We start from the raw sequence: 11,348 nt of genomic DNA on the forward strand, positions 1-11,348 counted from the left end.
TCTAGTTCACCGTCTTCAGCGCGGTCGCATGGGCGCCTATGCAATAGCCTTGCTCGAGCCCGCGCTTGATCGCGGCGCGAAAGTGGATGCCGCCATAAAGCCGCGACATGGCCGCTTCCTCCGCCGCGGCCTCAAAGTCCGGATAAGATCGTACGCCAAGCCCTTCGTCGACATGCGTTGCGTCGTCGAAAGCGAACCCTTCGCCAAAATGCGCCGTCAGCACCGCCGCGGCCGCGCCCGACTGCGTCGAGTGTCCGCTCGGATATTCCGGGAAGGGTGGCGTGATCAGGATCGGTTGCCATTCGGGCTCGATCAGACGGCGGATATAAGTGACGGGCCGGATGAGGTCGAACTCGTATTTCGCATGCCAGCAGCCGATAAAGGCATCGGCCATTGCAATGCCGAGGCGTGCGAGGAGGTCCACGCGTTCAGCACTGTCGGCACCGCGCTCCTGCAGGATCTCCATTGCGATGGAAATCCAGTGGCCGGGCGGCGTCGGCGAGAGCATCGGGTCGTCCGACCAGAACCGCGCGATCGCTGTCTGTTCGGGCGTCAAATCCTTCGACGTCTCGTAGACTTCCATCGCCTCGGTATGGAAATCGGAGCCGGCTTCCTCGCTGTAGGCCGGCGGTGGGGGCAGGGGGCACGACGCGCCGGTCGGCATGGCGAACGTCCGGTTGTCGCCCCATTCGGGCAAGAGCGGCGCCTGCTGCTGCGCAACGAGGCTCGTCGGCGCCCATGCGCCAGGCCCGTCACTCGGCGTGTGGTTGAACGGAAAACCCATATTCTCGACGACCGCGCCGCCGTCTTCCTTCGACCAGTGGAGAATGTGCGCACCCACCGCCTCGCCGAACGCCATGCTGCGCGCGGCGACGTCTTCGGGCCGGCCGGCCGTGGTGATCTGCGAAAGCTGCGCCTCCATCGCCTTCATCGCACGCTGGCCGGTCGGTCCGGTGTTGCCGAAGAAATTGCGCACGCCGAAGGCCATCGCCGCCTGCATGACGACCGCCTCGTCGTAGATCGCGTCGGCGTCGCGGGCAGGCGCGGGCGCAAGACCGTTCAGTTGGCCGGCCAGCGAGGCGAGGCCCATGCCGCCCGCCGAGGCCTCATAGGCGGTCACGCCGAGATAGGCGAAGGCGCGGCTGGCGACCGGCGGCGAATAGGTCGGCGTATGGCGCACGAGTTCCAGCACCATGCGATACCAGTTGTGCAGGACCTGATCGGGGCCTGGCCGCTCCTGCGCAGCCGCGCCTGGCGCCGATGACGCGAGCAGAAAGAGAACGGCCAGAAGGGATCGAATACTGTTCACGCGGGCCTCGCTCGGCGATGCTGGGGCATGTCGTGAACAGTAAGCTGGAGGCCTGATCGCCCGCAAGCGGTCTGCGATGGCCATCGGTGACGAGAACGAAGCTGCAAAGGGTTCGCATCGACCAGGGCCACGACTGCGGCCCGAGCTTTCGCTCGCACCATCGGAGGCGTAAGCGCAGTAAACTTGTCGTGCGATAGGAAATTGGTGGAGCCAAGCGGGATCGAACCGCTGACCTCCTGCATGCCATGCAGGCGCTCTCCCAGCTGAGCTATGGCCCCGAACCGGCGGTATCTGCCGGTGCGAGGCGGCTTCTAGCGCCGCCTCGGATCGATTGCAAGCCCAAAAGCGCGGGAAACAGTGCTTCGGGCAGGCGACCTGACGTCAGTGGTCTTCGTCGTCGTCGCCGACGCCGATTATGTCGTCGAGGCCGTCATCGTCCTCGTCTTCGTCGTCGGCCAGGAACGTGTCGTCGTCATCGTCGTCCAGATCGACATCGTCGTCACTGTCGTCGACGTCGGGACCGCCCGAGCCGGCCTTGGTTTCCTCGTCGGCTTCCTCGAGCGAAACCGTGTCGGCGTCGCCCTCCTCGACCTCTTCGACTTCCTTCTCTTCGACCTCTTCCTCTTCCTCGATCGGCGAGCCGCTCTCGAAATAGGATCGGGGATAGGACTGTCCGGTATAGGGCGAGACGACCGGGTCCTTGTTCAGGTCGTAGAACTTACGGCCCGTCTCGGGGCAGATGCGCTTGGTGCCAAGTTCGGGTTTAGCCACGGTGAGCCTCATCGTGTCTTCGGGCTTCGACGCCGCCCGCATGGTCCCGGTCGACGGGACAGGCAAGGCGGTCGCGTTCGGATGAAAAGTGCGGTCCCCATAAACACTGAATGACCGACTGTCAAAGCCTATGTCAACGGGTGATCGCCTTAGCCGCGCGCCCAGGGCGAGCACGAATGGCGGGCAGGGATGACCAGCACGAAAACGCGTGTTAGGAAGCCGCCATCCCGTATGTCCCGCGCCCGCGCGCCTGTTCCGATGAGCTACGAATGTCCGCATCAAGCCAGCCCAGCCCAGCGACCGCCCGCGCAGGCCATCCGCTTGCCGGAACGGTGCGCGTGCCCGGCGACAAGTCCATATCTCACCGCTCCTTGATGTTCGGCGGCCTGGCGGCCGGCGAGACACGCATCACCGGCCTTCTGGAAGGCGAGGACGTGCTGCGCACCGGCGAGGCGATGAAGGCCATGGGTGCCGTGATCGTGAGGACCGGCGGCGAATGGATCGTCCAGGGAACGGGCAACGGCGCGCTTCTCGAAGCCGAGACCCCGCTCGATTTCGGCAATGCCGGCACCGGCTCGCGGCTCACCATGGGCCTCGTCGGCACCTATGACATGGAAACCACCTTCATCGGCGATGACAGCCTGTCCAAGCGCCCCATGAAGCGTGTGCTCGATCCGCTTCGCGAGTTCGGCACGCAAATCCTATCCTCGGCCGAGGGCGACCGCATGCCGCTGACGCTTCGCGGGCCCCGGCGCGCAGCGCCGATCACCTATCGCGTCCCGATGGCGTCTGCGCAGGTCAAATCCGCCGTGCTTCTCGCCGGCCTCAATACGCCGGGCATCACCACGGTCGTCGAGCCGATCATGACCCGTGACCACACCGAGAAGATGCTGAAGGGTTTCGGCGCCGAACTCGAGGTCGAGACCGATGCGACGGGCGTCCGCCACATCCGCCTCGTCGGCGAGGGCAAGCTCACCGGTCGCACGATCGCGGTGCCGGGCGATCCGTCCTCCGCAGCCTTCCCGCTGGTGGCGGCGCTGATCGTGCCGGGTTCCGACATCACCATCGAGAACGTCCTGATCAACCCGACGCGCACCGGGCTGATCGAAACGCTGCTCGAAATGGGCGCCTCGATCGAGCTCCTTAACCGCCGCGATGCCGGCGGCGAGGACGTCGCGGACCTGCGCGTACGTCATTCCGAGTTGAAGGGCGTAACCGTCCCGCCGTCGCGCGCCCCCTTCATGATCGACGAATACCCCGTTCTCGCCGTGGCTGCGTCCTTTGCCGAAGGCGAGACGGTGATGGAGGGCGTGGAGGAACTGCGCGTCAAGGAAAGCGACCGGCTGACCGCGACTGCCGACGGGCTGAAGGTCAATGGCGTGACCTGCGTGGAGGGCCACGAATTCCTGCGCGTCACGGGGCGACCGGGCGGCAAGGGCCTCGGCGGCGGCATCGTCAGCACCCATCTCGACCACCGCATCGCCATGGCCTTCCTCGTCATGGGGCTCGCGGCCGAAAAGCCCGTGACCGTCGACGACCGTGCGATGATCGCGACGAGCTTCCCCGAATTCATGGACCTGATGGCGTCGCTGGGCGCGGAAATCGAATGATCGGGGCCGGTGACATGCTGGTCATCGCCATCGACGGCCCTGCCGCCTCGGGCAAGGGCACGCTCGCGCGCCGCCTCGCCGATCATTACGGCCTGCCGCATCTCGATACCGGGCTGACCTACCGTGCGGTCGCCCACGCGCTTCTCATCGAGGATCTGTCGCTCGACGATGAGCGCCTTGCCGAGCAGGTTGCAGAGGCGCTCGACCTCGGCGCGCTCGACCGCGACCGCCTGTCCGAATACGGCGTCGGCGAGGCCGCCTCTCGTGTTGCGGTCATGCCGGCGGTGCGCCGCGTGCTCGTCGAAAAGCAGCGCACCTTCGCCTCGACGCCCCCCGGCGCCGTCCTTGACGGGCGCGACATCGGCACGGTCGTCTGCCCCGAGGCCGACGTGAAGCTTTACGTGACCGCATCGCCAGAGGCGCGCGCGCTGCGTCGCCACCAGGATGCGCCGGAGGTCTCCTACGATGACGTTCTGGCCGATATCGCCCGCCGCGACGCGCGCGACATGGGGCGCACGGACTCGCCGCTGAAGCCGGCCGACGACGCGCACTTGCTCGACACGACGGAAATGGATATAGAAGCGGCCTTCCAGGCGGCGAAATCCCTGATCGACGATCGGCTCGCCACCCGGACCTAAGTCCTGAAGAGCGGACGGCCTGCCTCGCGCCCCAAAAACGGTTGCGATCGCGGGCATTCAGCTTTTCGAAACGAAATCGGCCCCGTCGCATCCAGCGCCGACTTTTCGATCCTCAGGGATCGATGCGACACGGGCCCAGATCAACACCAACCCCGGCGCCGCTCGAGGCCATGCCCGAGCTTCCAGGAGCTTAAATGTCAAACGCAAACCCCACCCGTGACGATTTCGCCAGCCTGCTCGAGGAGTCGTTCTCCGAGAACCATTCCGCAGAAGGCTCGGTCGTCAAGGGTATTGTTACGGCCATCGAAAAAGACATGGCCATCATCGACGTCGGCCTGAAGGTCGAAGGCCGTGTGCCGCTGAAGGAGTTCGGCGCCAAGGCCAAGGACGGCCAGCTGAACGTCGGCGACGAAGTCGAAGTCTATGTCGAGCGCATCGAGAACGCGCTGGGCGAAGCCATGCTGTCGCGCGACAAGGCACGCCGCGAGGAAAGCTGGGTCAAGCTTGAAGCCAAGTTCGAGGCCGGCGAGCGCGTCGAAGGCATCATCTTCAATCAGGTCAAGGGCGGCTTCACGGTCGATCTCGACGGTGCCGTGGCCTTCCTGCCGCGTTCGCAGGTCGACATTCGCCCGATCCGCGACGTCACCCCGCTAATGCACAACCCGCAGCCCTTCGAAATCCTGAAGATGGACAAGCGCCGCGGCAACATCGTCGTTTCGCGTCGCACCGTCCTCGAAGAGAGCCGTGCAGAGCAGCGTTCCGAGATCGTCCAGAACCTCGAAGAGGGTCAGGTCGTCGAGGGCGTGGTCAAGAACATCACCGACTACGGCGCGTTCGTGGATCTGGGTGGCATCGACGGCCTGTTGCACGTCACGGACATGGCCTGGCGCCGCGTCAACCATCCGACGGAAATCCTGTCGATCGGCCAGACCGTCAAGGTCCAGATCATCCGCATCAACCAGGAAACCCACCGCATCTCGCTCGGCATGAAGCAGCTCGAGGCGGATCCGTGGGAAGGCATCGGCACGCGTTACCCGATCGGCAAGCGCGTCACCGGCAAGGTCACGAACATCACCGACTACGGTGCGTTCGTCGAGCTGGAGCCGGGCATCGAAGGCCTCATCCACGTCTCCGAGATGTCCTGGACCAAGAAGAACGTCCACCCCGGCAAGATCCTGTCGACGACTCAGGAAGTCGACGTGGTCGTGCTCGAAGTGGACCCGCAGAAGCGCCGCATTTCGCTCGGTCTCAAGCAGACGCTCGAGAATCCTTGGGAAGTGTTCGCCCGCACCTATCCGTCCGGCTCGATCGTCGAGGGCGAGGTCAAGAACAAGACCGAATTCGGCCTGTTCATTGGTCTCGAGGGCGATGTCGACGGCATGGTTCACCTCTCCGACCTCGACTGGACGCGTCCGGGCGAGCAGGTCATCGAGGAGTACAACCGCGGCGACATGGTTCAGGCGCAGGTTCTCGACGTCGACATCGAGAAGGAGCGTATCTCGCTCGGCATCAAGCAGCTCGGCAAGGATGCGATCGGCGATGCCGCCGCTTCCGGCGAACTGCGCAAGGGCGCGATCGTCACCTGTGAAGTCACCGCCATCAAGGACGGCGGCATCGAGGTCAACCTCGTCGACCACGACATCGAGAGCTTCGTGAAGCGCTCGGACCTGTCGCGCGACCGCGACGAGCAGCGCCCCGAGCGCTTCTCGGTCGGCCAGAAGGTCGACGCCCGCGTCACGCAGTTCGACAAGAAGACCCGCCGTCTGTCCGTCTCCATCAAGGCGCTCGAAATCGCCGAGGAGAAGGAAGCGGTTGCCCAGTACGGTTCGACCGATTCGGGTGCTTCGCTTGGCGATATTCTCGGCGCCGCGCTGAAGAAGCAGAACACCGACAACTAAGCCTTCGCGGCTTCGTTGAACGGACAGGAAAGCCCCGCCGGATCGCTCCGGCGGGGCTTTTGCATTTCGCCTCAGCGGAACTTCTTACGGCCCTCCACGTTCCATTTTACAGGACGGCAACAACCCGTCACCAAGGTGCAGAACGTGGAAGGAAACGCGATGAATTGGAATCAGATCGAAGGCAACTGGGAACAGTTCAAGGGCAAGGCTCAGCAGCAATGGGGCAAGCTCACAAATGACGATCTCGACGTGATCAAGGGCAACCGCAAGGAGCTCGCCGGCAAGATTCAGGCTCACTACGGCAAGAGCGAGGAGGAGGCCGAGCGCGAGATCGACGATTGGTCGGCCCGTCACTGATCCGATGACGACTGGCCGCTCGCTTCACCGCGAGCGGTCCCGGTCCGGCAGAAGGCCCCGCTTTCGAGCGGGGCCTTTTTCTTTGGCGCTCGCCACTGGCAGGCGAAAGCCGCTGCCGCTACGTTCCGCCCCGACCGAACAATGCGAGTCCTCGATGAAGACGATATTCTCTCCCCGCCACGCTGGCCATTCCGGCAATCTCGAACTCATCGATGGCGACATCGTCCCAGCCTTCGAGATGCCGTCCCGGGCCGAATTCATCAGGGCGCGAATCGAGGAGGTCGGCCTCGGTCCTGTCCTGGAACCCGCCGCGCACGATCTGGAAACGGCGAAGAAGGTCCACAGGCCGGGCTTCATCGATTTCCTGCCGCAGGTCTATCCTGAATGGGAGAAGACAGGGCGCAGCGGAACCGCCATGCCCTTCACCTGGCCGACGCGCGGGCTGCGCGGCGATGTCGAGCCGAAGACGATCGACGCCCGCCTCGGCTTCTATTCCTTCGACGGCGGCGCGACCTTCGTCAAGGGAACGTGGGACGCGATCAAGTCTTCGCATGACGCGGCGCTGACGGCAGCCGGGCTGGTCCAGGTCGGCGAACGCGCCGCCTTCGCCCTTTGTCGGCCGCCCGGCCACCACGCCGGTTCAAGTTTCATGGGCGGCTACTGCTTCATCAACAACGCCGCGGTCGCCGCGCAATGGTTCCTCGACCAGGGAGCCAGACGCGTTTCGATCCTCGACGTCGACTATCACCACGGCAACGGCACGCAGGAAATCTTCTATGCGCGCCCCGACGTGCAGGTCATCAACCTCCACGCCGATCCCATGGTCGAATACCCGTTCTTCCTCGGCCATGCCGATGAGACGGGAGCGGGCGCCGGCGAAGGCTTCAATCACAACTTCCCGATGTCCTTCGGCACGACTTACGACCAATGGGCCGAAGCGCTGGAAGAAGGTTGCCGCCGTCTCACCGCCTACGCGCCCGAAATCGTCATCGTTTCGCTTGGCGTGGACACATACGAGAAGGACCCCATTTCGAAGTTCAAGCTGACGACCGGCGACTACCCGAAGATCGGTCGCCGCATCGCAGCGCTCGGTCTGCCGACGCTCTTCGTCATGGAAGGCGGCTACGCCGTCGCCGAAATCGCCGTCAATGCGGTCGGCGTGCTGCAGGGGTTCGAAGGAGCCTGAAGCGAGGGAGACGGCATCCCGTCTCCCTCCAGCCATGCTTTATCGCGTCGTGAACTCGAATGCCTTCGTCAGTCGCAGTCCGACCACATGCATCGAGGTCTTCGGCATGCACATAGGCGTAGCCTACACTGACGTCGAAGCCGTTGTCGAAGGCATATCCGGCCGAGACCTGAGCGAGCAGATCGGATTGGTCGCCTCCATCACGCAGATCGAGGCGGCGGATCGTGCCGGCGAGCTCGCCATGCCACGGGCCGTTCTCCAGCGAACATGCCAGCCGTTAGGTAAAGTGCGTCGTCTGGCGATCCGAACGCATTAGCGAGATAGGCCGCCTCGCCGGAAATGGCCAATGTCGAGCCGTTCGCCAATTCGGATTCGCGGGTAAGACCCGCCACGAAGCCGTTCTCGTCGTAGTCGTCGCCAAACCCTGCGCTCAGGTGGCGATAGCCCAGATGATAGGAAATGCCGTCGAGCCCAGGCAATTCCGCACCGTCCAGCGTTACGGAGAAATTGTCCAGCCGTCCTGTGTTCCCGGCACCGCCGTCAAAGCGGGACAGGCGCCCGCGGTTCGTGAAAGCCGATTCCGACAGCACCGACGTATCGGCGGTGAAGATGTTGGCGCCAAGCGTGTGAGTATCATAGGCAGTGGCGAAGGCGTGCGACAGGGCGAAGCCGACTTGCTCCGAAAGTTCGTAGTCTTCGACGAGCTCCGTTCCATAGACGCCCGGCGTGATATCCCAGGCTCTCCCGAAGCCAGGCCCGAACTTGCCTGCCAGAAACGTGGTCGCACCGTTCGAAAGCTCCAGATTGAGCGTATCGACATAAAGCCCGATGTCGCCGAACGCCCGATCATCGAAGGGCATAGGGTCCAAAACGGATTCGGCGGTGATCCCGGCATTGATCGCCGCAAGCGGTGTCAGGAACACCTTCAGTCCGAGCTCGCCCTCGAAGAAGAGGTCGTTCACCTCGCCTGCGGGATCGTCGGACGAGACGACGAAGTCACTGCCGATCGCAAGTTCGCCGGAGCCCTCGATATATGGATATGCGATCGGCGCAGGTTGGCTGTCGGCGATGTCGGCGGCGCTCGCCGCCGACATTGCAGCAAGGATTGTGGCGATAGCCGCCGTCCTTGCCGCGCAATTGGAATAGGTTTTTCTCATGAAAATGCTCCAGTCGATACGTGCGGGGATATTGAATTGCGGGCCTTCACGCGGCCGGTGGGGACCAGCTCGGGAACGGATCGGGCAATCCCTTCCACAGATCCGGCATGAAGATCGGCGCGTCGACGAGGCACGCATCGAGTTCGGCCTTGATGCGCACCTCGTTCATTGGATGCGTGCCGATGAAGACGATCTCCTGTCGCCGATCGCCCCAGACCGGATCGAGATAGTCCGCCATCGCCGCGTGCCATTCGGGGTCGTTCGGCCAACGCGCCTTCGGCACCGCGGCCCACCACCAGCCGCGCTTTTGCGTCCGCACGAGCGCGCCGGCCTGGCTAATCTCGCCAACGAAGTCCGGCCGCGTCGCCGGCCAGAAAAAGCCCTTTGCACGGATCACGCCCGGCCATGCGCGGTTGACGAATTCCTTCAGCTTCGCCGGCTGGAACGGGCGTCTGGCGCGATAGACGAAGGAGCGCACGCCATATTTCTCAGTCTCCGGCACGTGGTCGGCAAAGCCGTTCAGTTCCTTGAACCACAGCGGATGCGTCTCGGCCTTGGCGAAATCGAACCGGCCGGTGCCGAGAATGTCGCCCAGGTCGACGCGGCCGAAATCCGTCTCGATCACATGCGCGTCCGGGTTGAGTGCCCGGATGATGCTGCGCGCCATGTCCAGTTTGCCCGTTTCGGCGCTGCCGATCTTGTTGAGCACGATCGTGTCGGCGAATTCGATCTGCTCGACGAGGAGGTCGACCAGCGCCCGATCGTCGCCTTCGCCCGCAGTCTCGCCTCGATCGCGCAGGAAATCGGAGGAGGAATAGTCCTTCAGGAGATTGGTTGCATCGACCACCGTTACCATCGTGTCGAGCCGTGCGATGTCGGAAAGGCTCTGGCCCGCCTCGTCGCGGAACTCGAAGGTGGCGGCGACCGGAAGCGGTTTTGATATTTCCGGTCGATTCGATCAGCAGGTGGTCGAACCGACCTTCGGCGGCAAGGCGGCGCACTTCTGCCAGAAGATCGTCGCGCAGCGTGCAGCAGATGCAGCCATTGGTCATCTCGACCAGCTTCTCGTCCGTACGCGAAAGTTTTGCCCCGCCTTCCCGCACCAGCGCGGCATCGATGTTCACCTCGCTCATGTCGTTGACGATGACCGCGACGCGCCGGCCCTCGCGATTGTTGAGGACGTGGTTCAGGAGCGTCGTCTTGCCAGCACCCAGAAAGCCGGAAAGCACGGTGACGGGCAGGCGTGAATCGGCACGCATCGATATCTCCGCGTTATACTATTACATTGGATGTGCAAACAAAGGGGCGGCGCAGGCACCGCCCCTTTGTGAGAAGGTTTGCCTAGCCGTCGGACAAGCAGGTCGTAAGCGAAGTCGTGAGGTTGCGGATCAGCTCGAAATAGAGTTCCGGTCCGTCCTCGAGATCAGCGCCGAGCGGGTCGAGCACCCCGCCCTTGGCGTCCGTTCCCTCGGTGATCACCGTGACGAGCCGTGACTCGAACTGCGGTTCAGAGAAGACGCAGGCCGCGCCGAGTTCCTGCACGCGTGCCTGGATTTCGGAGAGGCGCTGTGCGCCGGGCATCACGTCCGGGCTGACGGTGATCGACCCCGCCGCCTCGATGCCGAAGCGCTTCTCGTAATACTGGTAGGCGTCGTGGAAGACGACGAAGCCGCGATTCTCTAGGCCGTCGACGGCAGCCTGCGTCTCCGCGGCAAGTGCGTCGATCTTTTCGACGGTTGCAGCCGCATTGGCCGCATAGGCCTGCGCATTGTCGGGGTCGGCTTCGCTCAGCGCAGTCTCGATCGCTCCAACCATGGCGCGCGCATTTTCCGGATCAAGCCAGAAATGCATGTCGTGGCCGCCGTGCGCGTGATCGTCATGTCCGTCCTCGCTTTCATGAGCGTGGTCGTGATCATGGGCTGCTTCGGTGGCTTCCTCGGCATCATCCTCATGCCCGTGGCCGTCCGCCTCCTCATGCTCGTGCGCATGGTCGTGCCCTTCTTCGGACTCATGCGCATGGTCTTCTGCCTCGGCCGCGTGCGCATGGCCTTCAAACGGTCCACCCTCACGATAGGCAAGCTTCGTCAGCCCCTCGGAATCGCCCAGTTCTACGACCTTCGCTCCGCCTGCCAGCGTGTCGAGCGGCCCGGCGAGGAACATTTCGAGGTCGTGCCCGACCCAGAACACCACCGATGCGCTTTCCAGTATCTGCGCCTCGGAAGGCCGCATCGAATAGGTGTGCGGCGAGCCCGCGCCGGAGACGAGCAGCGACGATTTACCGACATCGCCCATCACCGCGGCGACCAGCGAATGGATCGGTTTGATCGAGGCTACGACGCCCTCGAGAGCCGCTGCCGGGCTCGTTGCTCCAACCGCAAGAACTGTCCCCGCCAACAGCGCGCTGCCGAATTTCCTCATCGAT

9 protein-coding genes, 1 tRNA gene and 1 pseudogene are annotated in these 11,348 nt (G+C 63.9%); 5 read left to right on the forward strand and 6 right to left on the reverse strand.

What is annotated here, in order from left to right; all coding sequences use genetic code 11:
- Position 1: 1 nt before the first annotated feature.
- The 3 genes from GTK01_RS21070 to GTK01_RS09485 all read right to left on the reverse strand — a co-directional run bounded on the left by GTK01_RS21070 (position 2) and on the right by GTK01_RS09485 (position 2,080).
- Positions 2–1,309, reverse strand: a complete 1,308-nt coding sequence (locus tag GTK01_RS21070; protein ID WP_252925639.1) for a phosphatase PAP2 family protein — start codon at positions 1,307–1,309, stop codon at positions 2–4.
- 202 nt (positions 1,310–1,511) lie between these two features.
- Positions 1,512–1,587, reverse strand: a tRNA-Ala gene (locus GTK01_RS09480).
- Between the two features lie 103 nt (positions 1,588–1,690).
- A complete protein-coding gene (locus GTK01_RS09485) occupies positions 1,691–2,080 on the reverse strand; it encodes a TIGR02300 family protein (protein WP_252925640.1) in 390 nt (129 codons plus the stop codon).
- Between the two features lie 269 nt (positions 2,081–2,349).
- Between GTK01_RS09485 and aroA the strand changes: the two genes are divergently transcribed.
- The 5 genes from aroA (at position 2,350) to GTK01_RS09510 (ending at position 7,769) form a co-directional block, all read left to right on the forward strand.
- Complete coding sequence (gene aroA, locus GTK01_RS09490) at positions 2,350–3,690, forward strand: 3-phosphoshikimate 1-carboxyvinyltransferase (RefSeq protein ID WP_252925641.1); 1,341 nt, start codon at positions 2,350–2,352, stop codon at positions 3,688–3,690.
- Positions 3,687–4,328: a (d)CMP kinase gene (cmk, locus tag GTK01_RS09495; protein WP_252925642.1), complete on the forward strand. Its 642-nt coding sequence runs from the start codon at positions 3,687–3,689 to the stop codon at positions 4,326–4,328. Before aroA ends, cmk begins: the two co-directional genes overlap by 4 nt.
- Before the next feature lie 194 nt (positions 4,329–4,522).
- Positions 4,523–6,226 (forward strand): 30S ribosomal protein S1, encoded by a 1,704-nt coding sequence (gene rpsA / locus GTK01_RS09500; protein ID WP_252925643.1) that lies wholly within the window; start codon positions 4,523–4,525, stop codon positions 6,224–6,226.
- A 159-nt stretch (positions 6,227–6,385) separates the two neighbouring features.
- Positions 6,386–6,583: a CsbD family protein gene (locus GTK01_RS09505; protein WP_252925644.1), complete on the forward strand. Its 198-nt coding sequence runs from the start codon at positions 6,386–6,388 to the stop codon at positions 6,581–6,583.
- Between the two features lie 154 nt (positions 6,584–6,737).
- A complete protein-coding gene (locus GTK01_RS09510) occupies positions 6,738–7,769 on the forward strand; it encodes a histone deacetylase family protein (RefSeq protein WP_252925645.1) in 1,032 nt (343 codons plus the stop codon).
- A 200-nt stretch (positions 7,770–7,969) separates the two neighbouring features.
- Here the strand turns inward: GTK01_RS09510 and GTK01_RS09515 are convergent, their stop codons facing one another.
- From GTK01_RS09515 to GTK01_RS09525, 3 genes and pseudogenes are all read right to left on the reverse strand, one after another.
- Positions 7,970–8,926, reverse strand: coding sequence for a hypothetical protein (locus tag GTK01_RS09515; protein ID WP_252925646.1), 957 nt, complete (start codon positions 8,924–8,926; stop codon positions 7,970–7,972).
- A gap of 46 nt (positions 8,927–8,972) precedes the next feature.
- Positions 8,973–10,185: pseudogene (zigA, locus tag GTK01_RS09520) on the reverse strand (zinc metallochaperone GTPase ZigA).
- A gap of 82 nt (positions 10,186–10,267) precedes the next feature.
- Positions 10,268–11,344 carry a zinc ABC transporter substrate-binding protein gene (locus GTK01_RS09525; RefSeq protein ID WP_252925647.1) on the reverse strand — a complete coding sequence of 359 codons (1,077 nt, stop codon included), beginning with the start codon at positions 11,342–11,344 and terminating at the stop codon, positions 10,268–10,270.
- Positions 11,345–11,348: the final 4 nt, after the last annotated feature.

Origin of the sequence: Aliihoeflea sp. 40Bstr573, from assembly GCF_024105655.1 — a bacterium.
Lineage (GTDB): Bacteria > Pseudomonadota > Alphaproteobacteria > Rhizobiales > Rhizobiaceae > Aliihoeflea.

What these genes read in the sequence shown, in the direction of transcription:
- aroA (WP_252925641.1), top strand. Translation starts at nt 2,350, where the DNA reads ATGTCCGCATCAAGCCAGCCCAGCCCAGCGACCGCCCGCGCAGGCCAT.
- cmk (WP_252925642.1), top strand. Translation starts at nt 3,687, where the DNA reads ATGATCGGGGCCGGTGACATGCTGGTCATCGCCATCGACGGCCCTGCC.
- rpsA (WP_252925643.1), top strand. Translation starts at nt 4,523, where the DNA reads ATGTCAAACGCAAACCCCACCCGTGACGATTTCGCCAGCCTGCTCGAG.
- GTK01_RS09505 (WP_252925644.1), top strand. Translation starts at nt 6,386, where the DNA reads ATGAATTGGAATCAGATCGAAGGCAACTGGGAACAGTTCAAGGGCAAG.
- GTK01_RS09510 (WP_252925645.1), top strand. Translation starts at nt 6,738, where the DNA reads ATGAAGACGATATTCTCTCCCCGCCACGCTGGCCATTCCGGCAATCTC.
- GTK01_RS09515 (WP_252925646.1), bottom strand. Translation starts at nt 8,926, where the DNA reads ATGAGAAAAACCTATTCCAATTGCGCGGCAAGGACGGCGGCTATCGCC.
- GTK01_RS09525 (WP_252925647.1), bottom strand. Translation starts at nt 11,344, where the DNA reads ATGAGGAAATTCGGCAGCGCGCTGTTGGCGGGGACAGTTCTTGCGGTT.